The sequence below is a fragment of the Niallia oryzisoli genome, assembly GCF_043641075.1.
Lineage (GTDB): Bacteria > Bacillota > Bacilli > Bacillales > Cytobacillaceae > Bacillus_BD > Bacillus_BD oryzisoli_A.
The window spans coordinates 337,373-356,972 of sequence record NZ_JBHZRC010000001.1; the positions used below are offsets into that span (position 1 = coordinate 337,373).

At 38.2% G+C, this 19,600-nt stretch carries 16 protein-coding genes; all 16 read left to right on the top strand.

All coding sequences use genetic code 11. The features are described 5' to 3' along the window. Positions 1–31: 31 nt before the first annotated feature. The 16 genes from iolG (at position 32) to ACHUFV_RS01885 (ending at position 19,558) form a co-directional block, all read left to right on the top strand. A complete protein-coding gene (gene iolG, locus ACHUFV_RS01810; RefSeq protein ID WP_394231897.1) occupies positions 32–1,063 on the top strand; it encodes an inositol 2-dehydrogenase in 1,032 nt (343 codons plus the stop codon). Between the two features lie 27 nt (positions 1,064–1,090). Further along, entirely contained in the window at positions 1,091–1,918 is an 828-nt protein-coding gene (locus tag ACHUFV_RS01815) for a sugar phosphate isomerase/epimerase family protein (protein WP_394231898.1), read from the top strand. A 416-nt stretch (positions 1,919–2,334) separates the two neighbouring features. After that, entirely contained in the window at positions 2,335–3,294 is a 960-nt protein-coding gene (locus tag ACHUFV_RS01820; protein ID WP_394231899.1) for a 3-hydroxyacyl-CoA dehydrogenase family protein, read from the top strand. Between the two features lie 220 nt (positions 3,295–3,514). Further along, a complete protein-coding gene (locus tag ACHUFV_RS01825; RefSeq protein ID WP_394231900.1) occupies positions 3,515–3,781 on the top strand; it encodes a hypothetical protein in 267 nt (88 codons plus the stop codon). A 180-nt stretch (positions 3,782–3,961) separates the two neighbouring features. Next, positions 3,962–5,173, top strand: coding sequence for a GNAT family N-acetyltransferase (locus ACHUFV_RS01830; RefSeq protein ID WP_394231901.1), 1,212 nt, complete (start codon positions 3,962–3,964; stop codon positions 5,171–5,173). A 176-nt stretch (positions 5,174–5,349) separates the two neighbouring features. Next, a complete protein-coding gene (locus ACHUFV_RS01835) occupies positions 5,350–6,168 on the top strand; it encodes an enoyl-ACP reductase FabI (protein WP_394231902.1) in 819 nt (272 codons plus the stop codon). A gap of 29 nt (positions 6,169–6,197) precedes the next feature. Further along, complete coding sequence (locus tag ACHUFV_RS01840) at positions 6,198–6,674, top strand: MaoC family dehydratase (protein WP_394231903.1); 477 nt, start codon at positions 6,198–6,200, stop codon at positions 6,672–6,674. A gap of 164 nt (positions 6,675–6,838) precedes the next feature. Beyond that, on the top strand, positions 6,839–8,647 hold the full coding sequence (locus ACHUFV_RS01845) for a M3 family oligoendopeptidase (protein WP_394231904.1): 1,809 nt from the start codon (positions 6,839–6,841) through the stop codon (positions 8,645–8,647). A 504-nt stretch (positions 8,648–9,151) separates the two neighbouring features. Further along, positions 9,152–10,291 carry an acyl-CoA dehydrogenase gene (locus tag ACHUFV_RS01850; protein WP_394231905.1) on the top strand — a complete coding sequence of 380 codons (1,140 nt, stop codon included), beginning with the start codon at positions 9,152–9,154 and terminating at the stop codon, positions 10,289–10,291. A gap of 106 nt (positions 10,292–10,397) precedes the next feature. Then, the gene (locus tag ACHUFV_RS01855) at positions 10,398–11,168 is read left to right on the top strand and encodes an electron transfer flavoprotein subunit beta/FixA family protein (protein WP_394231906.1); all 771 of its coding nucleotides are present in this window, start codon (positions 10,398–10,400) and stop codon (positions 11,166–11,168) included. Between the two features lie 64 nt (positions 11,169–11,232). Then, positions 11,233–12,204 carry an electron transfer flavoprotein subunit alpha/FixB family protein gene (locus ACHUFV_RS01860; RefSeq protein ID WP_394231907.1) on the top strand — a complete coding sequence of 324 codons (972 nt, stop codon included), beginning with the start codon at positions 11,233–11,235 and terminating at the stop codon, positions 12,202–12,204. Positions 12,205–12,268: 64 nt separating this feature from the next. Further along, positions 12,269–14,347: a (Fe-S)-binding protein gene (locus tag ACHUFV_RS01865; protein WP_394231908.1), complete on the top strand. Its 2,079-nt coding sequence runs from the start codon at positions 12,269–12,271 to the stop codon at positions 14,345–14,347. A gap of 146 nt (positions 14,348–14,493) precedes the next feature. Beyond that, positions 14,494–15,345, top strand: a complete 852-nt coding sequence (locus ACHUFV_RS01870; protein ID WP_394231909.1) for a 3-hydroxybutyryl-CoA dehydrogenase — start codon at positions 14,494–14,496, stop codon at positions 15,343–15,345. Positions 15,346–15,358: 13 nt separating this feature from the next. After that, a complete protein-coding gene (locus ACHUFV_RS01875; RefSeq protein ID WP_394231910.1) occupies positions 15,359–16,144 on the top strand; it encodes an enoyl-CoA hydratase-related protein in 786 nt (261 codons plus the stop codon). Between the two features lie 66 nt (positions 16,145–16,210). After that, positions 16,211–17,518, top strand: a complete 1,308-nt coding sequence (locus ACHUFV_RS01880; RefSeq protein ID WP_394231911.1) for an acetyl-CoA hydrolase/transferase family protein — start codon at positions 16,211–16,213, stop codon at positions 17,516–17,518. Positions 17,519–17,695: 177 nt separating this feature from the next. Next, entirely contained in the window at positions 17,696–19,558 is a 1,863-nt protein-coding gene (locus tag ACHUFV_RS01885; protein ID WP_394231912.1) for a helix-turn-helix domain-containing protein, read from the top strand. Positions 19,559–19,600 lie beyond the last annotated feature (42 nt).

A 19,600-nucleotide genomic window follows, 5' to 3' on the forward strand; every position in this document is an offset into this window, starting at 1 on the left:
TTTACTTGAAAACTAGGGGAGAGAAGACGAAATGGAAAAAGTTAAGATTGGTATTATCGGAGCAGGAAGAATTGGAAAATTACATGCTGAAAATTTAGTGCGGATACCTCAAGTAGAAATAAAAGCCATATCAGATATTTTTGCCGAACGGGTAACCCCGTGGGCGGAAGGTTTGGGTGTTCAGAATGTAACCGATGATTATCAGGACATTTTAAATGACCCTGTGATTGATGCAATATTTATTTGCTCTTCCACAAATACACATGTTCCTATCATTGTACAAGCAGCTCAAGCAGGAAAACACATTTTTTGTGAAAAGCCCATTAACTTTGACTTGGAGCAAACCCAGCAGGCTCTTGAAGCGGTGCAAAAATATGGAGTTAAGCTGCAAATCGGTTTTAACCGACGATTTGATCATAATTTTAAACGTGTTCGTGAAATGGTAGAAGAAAATAAAGTTGGAGATGTACATATTATCAAGGTTACATCGAGGGATCCGGAAGCTCCACCAAGTGAGTATATAAAGGTTTCAGGCGGAATCTTTATCGATATGAGTATACACGACTTTGATATTGCTCGCTTTTTATCTGGAAGTGATGTAGAGGAAGTGTATGTCCAAGGTGCGGTTTTGGTTGATCCTGTCTTTGCGGAACATGGGGATATTGATACGGCCATCATCACCTTGAAATTTAAGAATGGAGCAATCGGAGTTATCGATAATAGCCGGAAGGCAGTATACGGTTATGATCAAAGAGTAGAAGTCTTTGGATCCAAAGGCTGTGTAACAGTGAAAAATGATTTCTCAAATACAGCAGAATTAACAACAGATGATGGCGTATACTCGGATAAACCAAAATACTTCTTCCTAGAAAGGTATCAAGAAGCCTATATTGAAGAAACAAAAGCATTTATTGAAAGTGTTGCAAGTGATAAGGAAGTGCCGGTTAACGGATATGACGGTCTGCAGGCAGAGTTGATTGCCCATGCAGCTAGAAAATCCTTCGAAGAGAAAAGACCTGTGAAAATTAGTGAGTTCTTTACAAATGCAGTTACCAAATATTAATGAAATAAATGAAGGGAGTGGAATCAAATGACTAGAGAATATGGTTTATGTATATGGACCTTCGGTGATATCCCATTGGAGGAAAAGTGTAGATTAGCAAAAGAAATCGGGGTGGACGGAGTTGAGGTTCAGGGAGATTTAAAGCAGGATCCTCAAGAATTGGCTAATTTATTGGCTAAATATGAGTTAAAGGTGCTATCGGTTACACCTACTAATGTCGATATTTCTAATATAAATGAAGATACACGGCAAAAGGCTGTACAATACTTTTTAGATTTATTAAGCTGGGCAAGGGAAATTGGTGCAAATAGAATTTGCTTGCATGGTGAAGTTGGTAAAATTGTCGGATGTGGAGATCATGAAAAGGATTGGGAGCTTCTCTTAAACAGCACGAAAACTGTCATGGAGAAAGCAGAAGCCTTACAAATCGAAGTGGTATTTGAAGTATTAAATCGATATGAAAATCATCAAATTGTTACCTCAAAAGAGGCTTTAAGACTGATTGATGCTGTTAACAGTCCAAAGTTATTTGTGTTATTGGACGCCTATCATATGAATATAGAAGAATCTAATCCAGTAGATGCATTAAAAACTGCAGGCAAGAAATTAGGGATTTACCATGTGGCGGATTCTAATCGTCAAGCCATTGGAAACGGACATGCAGATATAAAAAGTCAAATTGCTGCATTACATGAAATTGACTATGTAGGACCAATTATTATGGAAATGACAGCAGAAGGTCCAAATCCATTTACACCAATTAAAGGAGAGAATTATCTACAAGTTGTTATTGATTATTACAAAACTTCCTTGGAAAAACTAAAAGCAATGGAATATTTAAAATCAGCTTTATAATCTCTTTCTGATATTGAAAATGTAAATCTGAGCTACTTAGGAGCATAAGCTTTTACGGTTATGCTTCTAGGTAAGCTTCTCAAAATTTGATATCTGAAACAAGAACTCTTATTATGGGGTCGTTTCCCAGGCGAGCCCGCCTAATTTTAATACTTATTTTACGTACAGTGAACATCACTTGTGCGTTTTTTTTATCTTAATGAAGCAGTCACTTATACTATAGAAAAAAGGCATACAAATGAAATATTATGTTAATATAAAAAATAAGATAAATTATCGAAAGATTGTAATCTATGTTACAATCTTTCGAAAGTATTAATGCTATAATGAAGAAAATAAACCATACAAGACAAGATGTGTTTTTATTTTGCATCCGTCAACTTATAAAACTACATAAACTGAAAAGGGGTATTCATATGCAGAACATGGCGGTATTAGGAGCCGGAATTATGGGGCACGGTGTAGCTCAATTATTAGCACAAGCTGGAAAAAATGTGAAAATTCAAGCGAGAAGAGAGTCATCATTAGAAAAAGCAAGAGAGCTTATTACAAACAGTCTACAAATTATGGTAGAAAAAGAAATGACAACTGCTGAAGAAATGGAACAGGCGTTAGCACGTATTACCTATACAACAGATTTACGTGAAGCAATTGACGGTGCTGAATTCATTCTTGAATCCATTCCGGAAGTTCTTGAGACAAAATTAGCTACCTACGAAATCATTGAAAGCGTTGTCCCAAAAGAAACGATCATTGCGTCTAATACTTCGACTTTCCCATTAAAGGAATTAACTCAAAATGCAAAGCATCCGGAAAGATTTGTTATCACACATTACTTTAATCCACCACAAATTGTACCAGTTGTGGAAATAGCTCAATTCGAGAAAACGGATAAAGCTGTAGTTCAAGCTGCTTATGATTTAATGAAAGAAATTGGAAAAGCTCCAGTTGTTCTGAATAAAGAAATTACCGGTTTTATCGTTAACCGTGTTCAAGTAGCCTATCTACGTGAATGTTTCAATTTAATTGAACAAGGAATTTGTACAGCAGAAGATATCGATATTGCTACAAGAGGCAGCATGGGCTTCAAATGGGCTTTCTGTGGACCATTAGAAAGTCAAGATTTAGCTGGACTTGAAACAACAAGAGCGATGGTAGGGAACATCATGAAGGATCTTTCAAACACAAGAGAGGTGCCTAATTTCTTAAATGAAATGGTAGAAAATGGCGAGCATGGTATCCGTACAAATAAAGGTTTCTATGAATATGATGATAACGGTGCAAAAGCAATCCACAAACGTGACGATGCGTTCCTAGATCTTGCTAAACTTATTCAGCAAAAAGAAGAGAACAAGAAAGTTACATCTAACAAATAAGAGCATTTATATATGAAAAAAGGGAAGCTGAACAATGGCTTTCCTTTTTTATTTATCCTAAACCTCCAGAACAGTTCAATGAAAATTCGAAAATGGAAAAAGAACCTATATTGTAAAATTATATTGAGGATGCTTTAATAAGATATATAGCTGATGTTAAATAGCAATTTATTTTGTGAAAAATTACACATACTGACCGTTTGAAAAAGGAGAATATAATATGATACTCACAAAAGAAAGTGCCCTAAAAACAGAATCAAAGGTAAGCTTAAGAGACAAGATTATTAATGAAATAATTAATCTCATATTAGTGATGGATATCAGTGAATTAAATGGATGGGAAGATATTGAGTTTGGTAAAATTGATTCACTAAAAAACAATTCATCAATCTCGACTGAAGAGCTTATTATATTACAAGAAATATTAGAAAATAAATATGAAGAAATGCTATATCAAATGTATTTGGAGGAGTATTATCTTCAATAATCGTAAAATTAAGAATGTATGCAGCTGCCCTATGCAAAAGGCAGCTTTTTTTGTAGGAAAATCATGAATTTTCATTACTATTTTTTATAAATGTGCCAATTTGCATATAAATACAAAAAATTTGTTTACAATAGAAAAGATGATGTATGAAGATATACATATAATTCTGGAGGGAATCGTATGAGTCGACTTGATAGACTCAGAATGGGGAATGTCGAAACAAAACATTTTCAACAATTCAATGAGTTATTACGCTATGTATTTCAGGTTACAAAAAAAGAATTGCAAATGGTGGGCTGGGAAGAACGTGAGATTGCGTTAGCGAAGCTGCCCGTACTGGAAAAGGCTGATGTACTTGGCTGGTTTGATGGTGAAACACTGATTTCTCAATTAGCTGTTTACCCGTTTCAAGTAAATATTTTCGGACAAACATTTGAAATGGGCGGTTTGACAGGCGTCGGAACCTATCCAGAATATTCAGGGCTGGGACTTATGAATAAGCTGATGCGACAGGCACTATTGGATATGCAGCAAAGAAAACAATCCATTTCCTATCTATTTCCTTATTCGTTTCCTTTTTATCGCAGAAAGGGTTGGGAAATTATTTCAGATAAAATGACCTTTGAAATTAGAGACTACCAGATGCCAAAGACAAAAAAAGTACCCGGCTATGTAGAAAGATTGGATACAGAACATCCTGATGTTCGAAGGGTTTACAGACATTTTTCTGGTATGCGTCATGCGGCCATGATTCGAAATGAACTGGCTTGGGATGAATACTGGAGATGGGATTTGGATGATTTAACAGCAGCTGTGTATTATGATGGGTCACACCAGCCAGTTGGTTACCTTTTATATTGGATTTCGAAAGATGTACTGCATGTGAAAGAGATGGTTTATATAAATCAAGAGGCACGGATTGGACTGTGGAATTTCATCAGTGCTCATTTTTCTATGGTATCAAAGGTAATTGGGAACACCTATACAAATGATCCATTGGCATTTTGGCTCGAGGATGCCGATATTAAAGAAACGATTGCTCCATATTATATGGCACGTATTGTGGATGTTAAACAATTTATCGCTCAATTTCCTTTCAGGGCTTTGGGAACAGAAGTACATCTAACCTTTGAGCTTGATGACCCAATATTAGAATGGAATCAGGGGATCTTTACCCTTCATGTATCTGAAACAGGTCAAGGACAGCTGATACAAACGAAAGGTCTAGCTGATTTTTCATTGGATATCCAAACGCTTACAACGATGCTTCTGGGATACAAGAGACCATCCTATCTCGCCGTAATTGGACGACTTGGAAGTAATAAACAGACAGTGGAAATTCTAGAAAACTTAATTGAACGTGAAACACCTTATTTTTCGGATTATTTTTAATAGATAGCTCGTAGTTATTTACAGATAAAATCAGCGAACCTAATATAATTAGATAGTTAGCCGCACAGTGATGCTTTCACTCGTGTGGTTTTTTGTTGTTCAATGGTATATAAAAACTTTACAAATTATTTCAATGTAAAATAAAGGTAATTGAGTTGATATTATAGAAACTATCTATGACAAAAAACGTCAAAACGAAAGGGGAAAGTATGGAAAAGTTAATGAAGGGCAAGAAAGGGCTTGTTCTTGGAGTGGCAAATGAAAACAGTATTGCTTGGGCGATTTCGAAACGATTAGCGGAAGAAGGAGCAGACCTGGCTTTTACCTATCAAAATGAAAAGACAGCGAATTATGTGATTCCTTTATTTCAATCAATTACTAGCTCTTTTTATGAAAGGACGGATTTAACAAATCCGGAGCAGGTAGCCTCTGTAATTGAAAAACTCAGTCATCATTTTAATGGCCAGCTTGATTTTATTGTTCATGCTGTTGCAGGTGGACCAAATAAAGGAGAGTTGTCAGGAAAGTACATAGATGTTTCTTTAGAGGGATTTGTCAATTCGATGGTGGTTAGCGTCTATTCACTAACAGATATTGTAAAACAAACCTATCAAATGATGAAGAATCGGAATGCTTCGATTATTACGTTATCCTATTATGGTTCGGAAAAAGTGGTGAAAAACTACAATGTAATGGGTGTGGCAAAGGCCGCGCTAGAGAGTAGTGTAAGATATCTTGCGTCAGATTTAGGGGAGTATGGCATCCGTGTAAATACTATATCTGCTGGAACGGTAAAAACACGTGCTGCAAGTGGAATAGGTGATTTTGACCAATTAATTGAATACACAAGTGAACATTCTCCATTAAAGCGGAATGCCACAATTGAGGAAATCGCAAACTCGTCCCTTTTTCTATTAAGTGATTTGAGTACAGGAATAACGGGACAAACCATTTATGTAGATGCCGGATATAGTATAAAGGGAGATAATCAATAACGGAAACGAGCCAAAGGGGAGACATTATTATGCAAAAAGAGTTAACATATGAAGAGATTCACATAGGGGATCGTGCTGTTTTTTCTAAAACAATTTCAGAATTTGACATCTACCAATTTGCAGGAATTACAGGTGATTTTAATCCGATGCATATTGACGAAGAGTTTGCCGACAAGACGATTTTTAAGGATAGAATTGCACATGGCCTTTTAACAGGGAGTTTTATTTCGACTGTACTTGGTATGAAGCTCCCTGGACCCAATTCGATTTATTTATCGCAAAGCTTTCGATTTACAGCACCCGTTAAGGTTGGTGATACGATTAGTGCAATAGTAGAAGTCATTGAAAAACAGGATGATAAGAAATTTATTAAATTAAAAACACAGGTATGGAACCAGCGTCAAGAAATGGTGGTTGATGGAGAAGCGCTTGTCATGAAGAAAAAGCTTGACACTAATAAAGGGAGCTCAAATGGAGAAACCGTGTCAACCGCAAATAAGCAATAGCAGAGATAGCGGGAGATTTAAGGAAATAAGCTGTTCAAATGGCTGAACGGCTTTTTTCGTTCGTTTTGTATCGTATGAAGATCTGGACTGAGTGTATTTCTAGCTATAATTTTTCATAAATATAATAAAAGGGTAAAATGGTAAATAGAAAAGGAGTGAACTACATGAAATATATCGATACATGGGATTTAGATACTATTTTTCCAGGCGGAACGAAATCACCAGAATTACAAACAAAATTACATACCATTAAAGCTGAAATTCAGGACTATCAGAAGCTAATTCTAGAATGTAACTTTGAGGAAAATAAATCCGCTGAACCGTTAAAGGCACTGCTAAAAAAACAAGAAAGTATTGAAAAAGGCTTAGGCCAAGCTGGTTCCTTTGTACATATGTGGCAGGATGCATATACGGATGACGAATACGCAAATGTAGTGATGGGACAAGTCATGGACCTATCAAGTGAGGTTGAGAATTTATCGACTGCTATGACTAAAAAGCTTGTTGCTATTCCGGAAGAAGATTGGAAAGCTCTTTTACAGGATCGCGAATTAAGTGAGGTATCCTTTGCTCTGAATGAGATCCGTCATCATGGAAAACGTCTGTTATCTGAGGCTGAAGAAAAAATAATTACAGATTTAAATAATGATGGTATTTCGGGTTGGAGCAGATTATATGATACAGCTGTCTCAATCATAACCATTCCTTTTACAGATAAAGAGGGTAACCATAAGGAATTTTCAGTAGGTCAGGCGATGAACCGGATGTACTCCGATCCAGACCCTGAAGTCCGAAAGCAGCTTTTTGAAAATTGGGAAGCGGCATGGACTAAATATGCGCCTATTTTTGCTGATACGCTGAATCATTTAGACGGCTACAGGATTACACTGCAACGAGCACATAATCGCGAAAGCTTCATGGATGAACCATTAGAATATAACAGAATGTCAAAAGATACACTTGATGCGATGTGGACAGCTGTTTCAAATCATAAACAGCCCTTCATTCACTTTTTAAGACAAAAAGCAAAGGTTCTTGGTATGGAAAAATTAGGCTGGCAGGATATTGATGCCCCTATTGCATTAGGTGAATCAAAACCGAAGAAGTTCTCTTATGATGAAGCATGTGATTTTATCATAGAAAATTTTGCGAGCTTTGGGCCGCAATTATCATCTTTTGCTAAGAATGCCTTGGAAAATCGCTGGGTAGAGGCAGAGGATCGTCCGAAAAAACGTCCTGGCGGATACTGCGAGGAGCTTCCAGAATTTAAGGAATCACGTATCTTTATGACTTTTACAGGATCTCCATCAGATACAAGTACGTTAGCACATGAATTAGGCCATGCGTTTCATAGTTATGTGATGAGAGATTTGCCAAATTTAAACCGAGACTATGCAATGAATGTGGCAGAAACTGCAAGTACATTTGCAGAGACCATTATCAGCAATGCAACGGTAGCTAATGCAAAAACAAAAGAAGAAAAGGTTACACTGCTAAATACTAAAATGGAAAATGCGATCGCAATGTTTTTAAATATCCATGCCCGTTTTCTTTTTGAAAAATCCTTCTATGAAGAACGCTCAGAGGGAATTGTGTCGGAACAAAGATTGAATGAGTTAATGCTGAATGCGCAAAAGGAAGCTTATTGTGACAGCTTAGCCAGCTACCATCCGCATTTCTGGTGCAGTAAACTACATTTCTTTATTGATGATATTCCATTTTACAATTTCCCGTATACCTTTGGCTTCTTATTTAGTTTAGGAATCTATGCTGAATTCTTAAAGGAACCTAATGGATTCGAGGACAAATACATTGCCCTGTTACGTGATACGGGCTCAATGAAGGTCGAAGAATTAGCCATGAAGCACTTAGGTGTGGACCTGACAAAGCCGGCTTTTTGGGAGGAAGGTATCGAGTTAATGGAGAAGGATGTGGAAGAATTTATTCAGTTGACAAATGAAATGATGCAATAGAGATCGATAAGCACCGCACAGTGAACCCTCACTGGAAAGTCCATACGAGACATTAACTCAGATAAACAATGAGCATAAAATCTTGTTAGATCTTTTCAAAAAAAAGGATTTGGCTGAAATGGAACGTTTTATGAGAGAAGTACACTGGGATATTAATCAAGTTGATCAATTACCTCTATAAAAAATATAAAGAAAGACGATTTTGTTTAGGCAAAATCGTCTTTTTGTTTTAGAAAAGTATTACATTTGAAATGAATAAGTCTTCTGGTGATTAAACCATAGCCATATAAAATAACGTTAACCTCCATTCATGCTACTCCCTATTAACTACATTAAATCTACAGTATTTTTTATATTTTCCATAGATTCATGTCATTGTTTAAAAAATTATGATTTTTTAGAATATTATATGGAAAGGGTTTTCAAAACTACTGGCTCCATTATGAAATATTGGCGGTGAGTAGTTTCAATAATATTAATTCAATTTAAGGGAGTCGAAACACAATGATTTTTAAATTATCTGAAGAACATGAAATGATTCGGAAAATGGTTCGTGACTTTGCAAAAAATGAAGTCGAGCCAACTGCAGCACAAAGAGATGAGGAACAGCAATTTGACCGTTCCATATTTGATACAATGGCGGAGCTTGGATTAACTGGTATTCCATGGCCGGAAGAGTACGGTGGAATTGGAAGCGATTATTTAGCCTATTGTATTGCTGTAGAGGAGTTATCACGAGTAGATGCATCTGTCGGTGTTATGCTGTCCGCTCATACTTCACTTGCTGGCTGGCCAGTTTATAAGTTTGGGACGGAAGAACAAAAACAAAAATATTTACGTCCAATGGCTCAAGGAGAAAAATTAGGTGCATATGGATTGACTGAGCCTGGAAGCGGTTCTGATGCAAGCGGCATGAAAACAACAGCTCGCCTGGAGGGTGACCATTATGTTCTTAATGGGTCCAAGATTTTTATTACCAATGGCGGACAAGCAGAGATTTATATTGTATTTGCTAGTACAGATTCGTCACAAGGAACAAGAGGGATTACAGCCTTTATAGTGGAAAGTAATTTCTCAGGCTTCTCGATTGGCAAGAAGGAAGACAAGATGGGTATTCGTTCATCGCCGACGACGGAAATCATTTTTGAGGACTGCAAGGTTCCTGTTGAAAATGTATTAGGGAAAGTTGGGGAAGGCTTCAAGATTGCCATGATGACATTGGATGGCGGCCGAAATGGTATTGCTGCACAAGCTGTCGGAATTGCTCAGGGTGCACTTGATGCTGCGACAAATTATGCGAAAGAGCGTGTCCAATTTGGAAAGCCGATCTCAGAACAGCAAGGAGTAGCATTCAAGCTCGCAGATATGGCAACAAATGTTGAGGCAGCAAGACTATTAACCTATCAAGCTGCATACTTAGAATCTGCAGGTCTACCATACGGAAAAGAATCTGCAATGTCCAAGCTGTTCGCAGGTGATACCGCTATGAAGGTAACTACAGAAGCCGTTCAGGTATTTGGCGGTTATGGATATACGAAGGAATACCCGGTTGAACGATATATGCGTGATGCAAAAATTACGCAAATTTACGAAGGTACACAGGAAATACAACGCTTAGTTATCTCACGTATGCTGACAAAGTAAAGGTGAGCCCACCCCGTCTTTCGGCTGTACAGAACAAAAGAGCATTCTCTTCAATGAATCTGTTCCTACGGCCGCAAGACGTAACAATGAAAATGGAGGGATACAGATGAATATTTATGTAATCATGAAACGCACATTTGATACAGAAGAAAAGGTCAATATTAAAGAAGGACAAGTTAATGAAGATGGTGCAACTTTTATTATCAATCCTTATGATGAATATGCAATTGAAGAAGCCATCACATTAAAAGAAGCTCATGGTGGTGAAGTGACTGTTGTTACAGTTGGTGACGAAGAATCTCAGAAGGAACTTCGTACGGCATTGGCTATGGGAGCTGATCGAGCTGTCCTAATCAATGATGAAGATGTTGAGGCAGGAGATGCTTTCTCTACTGCAAGCATTTTAAGTGCTTTTTTCAAAGATAAGGAGGCAGATATCATTCTAGCTGGAAATGTAACTGTCGATGGCAGTACAGGACAAGTCGGCCCGAGACTTGCAGAGGAATTAGGGATAACAGCGGTTACTACAATAACAAAGTTAATGGTTGAAGGTAACAAAGCTGTAATCGAACGTGATGTTGAAGGTGATATCGAAATCATAGAAGCACAGCTTCCAATCTTAGTAACCTGCCAACAGGGATTAAATGAACCACGTTATCCCTCTCTACCGGGAATAATGAAAGCGAAGAAAAAGCCGCTTGAAGAACTTGAATTAGACGATTTAGACATCGATGAAGACGATGTTGAAGCGAAAACAAAAACAATTGAGCTATTCTTACCACAAGCAAAAGCAGCAGGTAAAATCCTTGCAGGCGATATTAACCAGCAAGTAAAAGAGCTTGCCTCACTATTAAAAACAGAAGCAAAGGTTATTTAATAGACAAAAATTATTGGAGTAATATTTTATAAAAAAGAAAACGATCTACTGGGGAGGGACCAATATGCCAAAAGTATTAGTATTAGGTGAAATACGTCAGGGTGAGTTACGTAATGTTTCCTTTGAAGCCATTGCAGCAGCGAAGCAGGTAGCAAAGGGAGGCGAAGTGGTTGGATTATTGCTGGGAGAAAATGCAGAAAATCTTGCCAAACAGATGATTCAATATGGTGCCGACCGTGTCTTAGTATCTGAACACAGCGATTTACAGGCTTATACACCAGATGGGTTTACACAAGCTGTTTTACAGGTAGTAGAGTCAGAAAAACCTGAAGGATTGTTTATCGGACATACTTCAATCGGAAAAGATTTGGCACCGCGTATTGCGGCGAAGCTTAAATCAGGGTTAATTTCTGATGCCGTCAATCTTGAAGTAAGCGGAGATGACGTTGTATTCACTCGTCCAATATACTCCGGGAAAGCATTTGAGAAGAAAGTGGTAACAGATGGATTACTATTTGGCACAATTAGACCAAATAATATTAATCCGCTTGAAAAAGATGAAGCACGCAGCGGAGATATTACGTTGGTGGATCTTGAAATCAAAAACTTAAGGACGATTATTAAAGAAATCGTTCGTAAAACAGCTAGTGGTATTGATCTTTCAGAGGCGAAAATTATTGTATCAGGGGGACGTGGTGTTAAGAGTAAGGAAGGATTTAAGGTTCTTCAGGAGCTCGCAGATGCATTAGGCGGTGCTGTTGGTGCGTCGCGCGGTGCTTGTGATGCCGACTTTTGTGATTACGCGATGCAAATCGGTCAAACCGGGAAAGTCGTTACACCGGATCTTTATATTGCATGCGGAATTTCTGGTGCCATACAGCACGTTGCTGGAATGTCCAACTCAAAGGTGATAGTTGCCATTAATAAGGATCCTGAGGCAAATATTTTCAGTATTGCCGAATATGGGATTGTCGGAGATTTATTTGAAGTTGTTCCATTATTAGTTGAAGAGTTTAAGAGTGTTGCAGTTAACTAACATAATAAATTTTAATGGGAGGGGCTCATATCCTCCCGTTTATTTCAACCATGGGGGATGAAAGATGTTATCATTACTGAATTTACTTGCTTTCCTAGCCGTGGCTGGATATGCAGTCTATTTATTTATCAATCTTGTATATACTCGTGTTTTATTTATCAAGCTCGGCAAACAAGCACATTTTGAACCAAACCTGAAAGAAAGAATCAATCTCGTATTAAAAAACGGCTTTGGTCAATCTAAATTATTTAAAGACAAGAAAAGCGGTATCATGCATTTAGTCTTATTTTACACTTTTTTTATCATCCAGGTAGGACTAATTGAATTAATCATAAAGGGATTTAGTAAAGGCTATGAATTTCCTTTTGGTGAAGCGCATAAATATTTCAGTTTATTGCAGGAATGGGCAACGTTCCTTATGCTCCTTGCGGTTGTGTATGGCTTTTACCGCCGTTACGGAGAAAAGTTAAAGCGCTTGCAGTGGAAGCGTGATGGCAAAGCTGCATTTGTTTATATAGCACTATGTACGCTAACTTCATCCATCCTGCTTACATTGGGATTCGAAGCGATCATGCTACATCATGAACCAAATCTCGTGTATGCTCCATTTTCCGGTACCGTTGCACTGCTGTTTTCCGGTATCGGGACTAAGACTGGTACAGTGCTGTTCTATGTATTTTGGTGGGTACATATGTTAACTGTATTTACCTTTATGGTCTTTGTGCCACAGTCCAAGCAATTTCATGAGTTATTTGCAATGATCAATATTTTCTTTAAGAAAAGCGGCCCAGTAGGAAAATTAAAGAAAATTGATTTCGAGGATGAGACAGCGGAAGAATTCGGTGTCGGAAAAATTGAGGATTTTACACAGGCACAGCTAATTGATTTGTACGCATGTGCCGAATGCGGGCGATGCACAAATATGTGCCCTGCTTCAGGAACTGGAAAAACATTGTCTCCAATGGATCTGATTGTGAAAATGAGAAATCATTTAACAGAAAAAGGAGCAGCGATTACCTCAAGACAGCCATGGGCGCCTGCCTTTGCTTTTAAAAACACAAGAGCCAACCATCTGGCTTTAGCAGGAAGTGGTGCCGAAGAGGTTGCAGCGACTATGGAAAGTGTCCGTTTAATTGGGGATGTAATTACAGAGGAAGACATTTGGGCCTGTACAACTTGTCGAAACTGCGAGGACCAATGTCCCGTGGCGAACGAGCATGTGGATAAAATAATCGACCTGCGCCGCTATCTTGTTTTAACCGAAGGAAACTTGAATAGTGATGCACAGCGTGCTATTACGAATATTGAAAGGCAGGGAAATCCTTGGGGAATGAACCGCAAGGAACGTGCTAATTGGCGTGAAGAATTGGAAAATGCGGCCGTTCCAACAGCAAAAGAATTGAAAAAGGCGGGAGAAGAGTTTGAGTATCTGTTCTTTGTCGGATCAATGGGCTCATATGATAACCGCAGTCAAAAGCTGACACAGTCATTCGTGCGCGTGCTGAATCAGGCAGGAGTAAAATTTGCTATTCTAGGTAACGAGGAAAAGAACTCCGGAGATACGCCGCGGAGAATTGGAAATGAATTTTTATTCCAGGAGCTGGCCAATGCCAATATTGAAACCTTTAAGAAGTATGATGTGAAGAAAATTGTTACGATGGATCCCCATGCCTTTAATACAATGAAAAATGAGTATCCAGAGTTCGGACTTGAAGCAGAAGTATTCCATCATACAGAATTAATTGCTACATTATTAAAAGAAGGAAAATTGACTCCAAGGAATTCTGTTGAAGAAACGATTACCTTCCATGATTCCTGTTATTTAGGCCGCTATAATAATGTATATGATGCTCCACGTGAAATACTGCGAGCGATTCCAGGTGTTAAATTGGTTGAAGCTGAAAGAAACAGGGAGAATGCCATGTGCTGCGGTGCCGGCGGCGGGAGAATGTGGATGGAGGAAGATTCAGGCACACGTATTAATTTAGCTAGGACAGATCAGCTTCTGGAGAAGAATCCAACCATTATTGCAAGTGGCTGTCCATATTGCTTAACCATGCTGGGCGATGGTACAAAGGCAAAAGAAGTGGATGAAAAAGTTCGTACGCATGATGTGGTAGAAATATTAGAAAAAGCACTGTAATGAAAAGACTGTCAGGAGTTGCCAACCAAGTACAAAAGATTGGCAGCTCCTCAAAGTGTCAAGAATCAATGCCCTATTATGCGTTGAAAAGTCTTACTATTCAAAATAGTATATAAAAAAATAAGAGGACTATTGGAGGAAACATCATGAAAATTGAAAAGGTAATGGTTGTAGGTTCAGGCCAGATGGGCAGCGGAATTGCTCAAGTGCTTGCGCAAACAGGCTACCACGTTATTTTAAATGATATTAAGCAGGAATTTGTTCAAAAAGGAATCGCTAAAATCGGGAAGCAGCTAGATCGTGATATTCAAAAGGGCCGGAGAACAGAAGAAGAAAAAGCAGAATTACTTTCTAAAATCGCTATCTCAAACGATTTAAACGATGCCAAAGACGTTCAACTAGTAATTGAAGCAGCGACAGAAAATAAAGAGATTAAGCTTGGTATTTTCCGTAAGCTGGATGAATTAGCACCTGAAAATGCCATTTTAGCTACAAATACATCTTCACTGCCAATAACAGAGATTGCTGCGGTAACTAAGCGTCCTGAACAAGTCATAGGTATGCATTTCTTCAATCCAGTACCAGTCATGAAGCTGGTTGAGATAAATAGAGGACTGGCTACATCAGAGGAAACCTTCTCAATTATAGAAGATTTGGCGAAGGAAATGAAAAAAGTTCCAGTAGCCATAAAAGACTTTCCGGGCTTTGCTGTTAATCGTATATTAATTCCGATGATTAACGAAGCCATTTATACCGTTTATGAAGGAATTGCTTCGCCAGAAGGAATCGATGAAGTAATGAAACTCGGCGCTAACCATCCAATGGGACCAATTACTCTTGCCGACTACATCGGATTAGATACATGCCTGGCAATTATGGAAGTTCTATATGAAGGATTTGGTGATCCTAAATACCGTCCATGTCCGTTATTAAGAAAATATGTGGAAGCAGGCTGGCTTGGCGTGAAAACAGGTCGTGGGTTCTATGTGTATAACTAAAGGAGAAAATACGATGAAGGATTTTAATACGATTACCTATGTAGTTAATGAGAATATTGCTGTTATTACAATTAATCGCCCGAAGTTTTTAAATGCTCTTAATACAGAGGTGCTGAAGGAATTGTCAGAAGCAGTTGATTTAATTGCTGGCGATTCATCAGTGCTTGCCGTCATTGTTACAGGTGCCGGTGAAAAGGCTTTTGTTGCCGGGGCAGATATAGCAGAAATGCAAACGAAGAATGTACTGGAGGCCCGTGAATTTTCTAGTTTAGGGAATAAGATTTTTTCAAAGCTAGAGAATTTACCAAAACCCGTTATTGCTGCAGTCAATGGTTTCGCGCTTGGCGGCGGCTGCGAGCTGGCTATGGCATGTGACATTCGTATCGCCGGTAATAAGGCAAAATTTGGCCAGCCTGAAGTAGGACTTGGTATTATGGCAGGCTTTGGCGGGTCCCAGCGTCTAGCACGACTTGTTGGGACTGGGATTGCAAAGGAACTGTTGTTTACAGGAGAAATGATTCAAGTTGAACGTGCCTATGAAATTGGATTAGTGAATCGAATTGTAGATTCGTCTGAAGTAGTAGAGGAAGCCCGAAAAATGGCTGAGTTGATTTCCACTAAGTCGCCGCTTGGTGTCAGCTTTTCTAAAAAGGCTGTCAATGAAGGGGTAAACCTTGACCTTGAACGAGCGTTATCATTAGAAGCGGAATTATTTGGCTCTCTTTTCTCAACTAAGGATCAAACGGAAGGCATGACAGCCTTTTTAGAAAAACGGCAGGCTGTTTTTAGCGGCAAATAAAGATTGCTTGATTGCGAATTTATTAACCTAATAGTAAAAGTTCATACCAATTAAGGGAGGCTAAATATGAGTATTAAAACCTTATATCAATCAAAAATTACTACCGCAGAGGAAGCAGTACGTTTTATTGAGCCGGGAGAGGTCATTGTATTTCCTATTAATCCAGGAGAGCCTCCTGCTTTATTAGCAGCACTGCCGACCAATCAAAAGCTTACTGGAAACTCGCTTTACAGGATGCTGCCTGGATATCCGCTCTTAGAAACGGGCCCAGAGATAATAAAGCAAGTGTCTATTTTCTTAAGTGGGCAGGATCGAAAGGCATTTAGTGAAGGCTTCAGTGATTTATTGCCTAACCATTTTTCCGATATCCCTGCATTGATAAAAATAGCATCGCCAGCACCGGTCATTATGGCTGCAGTATCTCCAATGGATGAAAATGGCTATTTTTCACTCGGAACAAGTGTCAGCTATGTCGGCGATTTGTTGAAGGATGCGAAATCAATCATTCTTGAAGTCAATCAAAAAATGCCTTATACCTATGGTGAACAGAATCAAATCCATATCAGCCAGGTTACGGCCCTTATTGAAAATGATTTTGATCTGCCTACACTGCCTGAGCCGATTTTGAATGATAAGGATACAAAAATCGGTCAGACGATTGCAGAGCTAATCCAAAATGGGGATACGTTGCAAATTGGTTTTGGTTCCATGCCGAATGCGGTTATGGAATATCTGAAGGACCACCGTGATCTTGGAATATATACAGAAATGCTTCCTGATAAAGTGGTAGATTTATATGAAAAAGGTGTCATAACAAATGCCAATAAAAAAATCTACAACGGGAAGACAACAGCGACCTTCGCCCTTGGCTCAAAAAGATTATACGATTTCATGAACAAGAATGAGGATATTCTCATGCTGCCATGTCAGGTAAGTAATGATCTTCGCAATATTGCACAGCTGGATAATCTTGTTTCAGTAAATTCTACTGTTGAAGTTGATTTCTTTGGCCAGTGTAATTCTGAGGTTATTGGAGGGAAGTACTATTCATCTACTGGCGGACAGGCGGATTTTGCCAAAGGTGTTCGAATGACTGAAAATGGTCGCGGAATCATCTGTCTTTATTCAACAGCTAAAAATGATTCGATTTCAAAGATTGTACCAATGCTTTCAGAAGGATCAGTTGTGAGCACTTCGAAAAATGATGTAGATTATATTGTAACAGAGTTTGGAAAAGCTGAACTGCGTGGAAAAACCGTGCAAGGACGGACGGAAGCGTTGATTAAAATTGCCCATCCAAAGTTTAGAGAGCAGCTTGCATTTGAAGCGACCAAGCGAGGCTTTCTGCCAAAGAAGAACTTTTTTATGATATAGCCTTTAAACAAGGTCGATTATTCATTGCTATTACGCTGTGAATAATCGATCCTTTTAGCATCTTTTGTCTATTAAATGGAAAGAAAAGACTAAAACCTCTTTATAAAAGTGTTGAAGAATAATACTATTAGAAATATCAAACTATTCTTTTTTATTAGTAAAGGGGTTAAATTGGGGATGGATCGACCTACATTAAATATAAATCAAAAGAATGATCTGCTTTATGTGAACGATGAAAGACACTTATTGCTTCCAAGCAGTTCATTTGGAATACTTCAACGGGATTTAGTTGAACATATTGGATTACATCGAATGAAGACCTTCTTTTTCAAACACGGTGAGAATATTGGTATTAATGATGCAAACGAGGTTATGAAGAATTCATCTATGAGTATCACAGAAAAAATTGATCATTACATCGCTCTTCGCTCCCTAAAAGGCTATGTAAAATCTACGATTCAAGAAAAAGAATTAGCATTAGAAGATGAGGAAGTGACAACATTTAGGTTCAAAGGAATTTGGGAAGATTCTTTTGAGGCCGAACAGTATATAAAACATATGGGACTATCCGATCATCCGATTTGCTATACACTGATGGGATACGCAAGCGGGGCGATATCCTATATTATTGGTAAACAGGTATTTTTTAAAGAACACCAGTGCAAAGGAGAGGGAGCACCCTACTGCATTTGGGAAGGTCGTTTAATTTCCGATTGGGATGATACAGCCTACCAGGAGTTTCAAAATAATAAAGAACTCCTAATCTTAAAAGAACTAGAACAAACAAATGAAAAGCTCCTACATGAAAAAAATAATTTATCGATGGTTATGAAGATGGAGCAGGAGCTTACAGATAGTGTGGCAAAGGGTATCAATATGAAGGAACTAATGAATATCGTTGAAAAACAAATCAAGGTACCAGTTGTAGTTGAGGATTTATATCAGCAGGTTGTACTAGTTAAAGGAATGACAAAAGAGGAGTATGAGCCGATTAGGAAAGAATTTTTCAATAGTTTAAAAACGGAAGCACCAATTCAATCCATCACAAAAATTAAGCACTCGCAATGTATGAGACTTGTGTCACCTATCTATCTTCAGGAAAAAATTGTCGGTTATTGCTCCTTCTTATATATGGAGAACAAAAGCAAACTGGACATCCATCCGATGATAATCAATCGAGTGTCGACTGTCTGCTCCGTCATTTTATTAAATGAAAAAGTGAAATTGGAATCAACGGAGCGGATGAAGGGATATTTCTTTGAGGAAATCATGAATGGAAAATATCAAACCGAACAAGCCATAATGAGCAGGGCGCTCTTCATCGAATTGGACTTCACAGGCGGCTATCATGCCATCCAACTAAAATATATCGTGCCGAACAAACAGGATAAACTCAATCCTGGATTACATAATGAAATCTTTGAATCGGTAACCAAATATATGTCGGATAAAGGAATTCATGTCTTAATTGGTGAAAAAACAGACAGCCTGCTGCTACTTTTGCCTGTCAAACAATTAGGAGAGAAAAAAGTTGAGCACGTCATTTATCCGTTTATGTCTTACCTGAGGAAAAGACTCCGAGAAATTGGGTGGTATGCAGGGGTGAGTTCAAAATATGATCGAGTGCTTGATGAAGTAAAGGGAGCCTTTAATGAAGCATATACAGCTGTAAAGCTTTCTACGAAGGATACACCCGTTACCTTTTTTTACGAGCTGGGGATTCTTGGCGTACTTGTTAATGATGAAAATAAGACAGCCATCCGCAAGCTTGCTGAATGGACCTTAGGAGATTTATATAAAAACCTCGATGAAAGCAAAGTGGAATTAATTGGTACTTTGTATTCGTTTCTTACAAATGGCGGGAACTTTGAACAAACGGCAGAGCAACTATCCATTTCAATCAGCGGGCTCCGCTATCGTTTAAATAAAATCACAAAACTATTAGGCAGTGATTTTCGTGACCCCGAAAGAAGATTTCAATTGCTTTTAGCATTAAAATCATTAATCGTTCTTGAGGATGAGTGGCTGGATATTCGATAAAAAATAGAAGGAGCTAAGTTGTCTTATCATAATTCTATCAAT

Bases quoted from the DNA above. Each gene is read 5' to 3' on its own strand.
- ACHUFV_RS01825 (WP_394231900.1), top strand. From the start codon at position 3,515: ATGATACTCACAAAAGAAAGTGCCCTAAAAACAGAATCAAAGGTAAGC.
- ACHUFV_RS01855 (WP_394231906.1), top strand. From the start codon at position 10,398: ATGAATATTTATGTAATCATGAAACGCACATTTGATACAGAAGAAAAG.
- ACHUFV_RS01885 (WP_394231912.1), top strand. From the start codon at position 17,696: ATGGATCGACCTACATTAAATATAAATCAAAAGAATGATCTGCTTTAT.
- ACHUFV_RS01845 (WP_394231904.1), top strand. From the start codon at position 6,839: ATGAAATATATCGATACATGGGATTTAGATACTATTTTTCCAGGCGGA.
- ACHUFV_RS01860 (WP_394231907.1), top strand. From the start codon at position 11,233: ATGCCAAAAGTATTAGTATTAGGTGAAATACGTCAGGGTGAGTTACGT.
- ACHUFV_RS01840 (WP_394231903.1), top strand. From the start codon at position 6,198: ATGCAAAAAGAGTTAACATATGAAGAGATTCACATAGGGGATCGTGCT.
- ACHUFV_RS01880 (WP_394231911.1), top strand. From the start codon at position 16,211: ATGAGTATTAAAACCTTATATCAATCAAAAATTACTACCGCAGAGGAA.
- ACHUFV_RS01865 (WP_394231908.1), top strand. From the start codon at position 12,269: ATGTTATCATTACTGAATTTACTTGCTTTCCTAGCCGTGGCTGGATAT.
- ACHUFV_RS01875 (WP_394231910.1), top strand. From the start codon at position 15,359: ATGAAGGATTTTAATACGATTACCTATGTAGTTAATGAGAATATTGCT.
- ACHUFV_RS01850 (WP_394231905.1), top strand. From the start codon at position 9,152: ATGATTTTTAAATTATCTGAAGAACATGAAATGATTCGGAAAATGGTT.
- iolG (WP_394231897.1), top strand. From the start codon at position 32: ATGGAAAAAGTTAAGATTGGTATTATCGGAGCAGGAAGAATTGGAAAA.
- ACHUFV_RS01835 (WP_394231902.1), top strand. From the start codon at position 5,350: ATGACAAAAAACGTCAAAACGAAAGGGGAAAGTATGGAAAAGTTAATG.
- ACHUFV_RS01870 (WP_394231909.1), top strand. From the start codon at position 14,494: ATGAAAATTGAAAAGGTAATGGTTGTAGGTTCAGGCCAGATGGGCAGC.
- ACHUFV_RS01830 (WP_394231901.1), top strand. From the start codon at position 3,962: ATGAGTCGACTTGATAGACTCAGAATGGGGAATGTCGAAACAAAACAT.
- ACHUFV_RS01820 (WP_394231899.1), top strand. From the start codon at position 2,335: ATGCAGAACATGGCGGTATTAGGAGCCGGAATTATGGGGCACGGTGTA.
- ACHUFV_RS01815 (WP_394231898.1), top strand. From the start codon at position 1,091: ATGACTAGAGAATATGGTTTATGTATATGGACCTTCGGTGATATCCCA.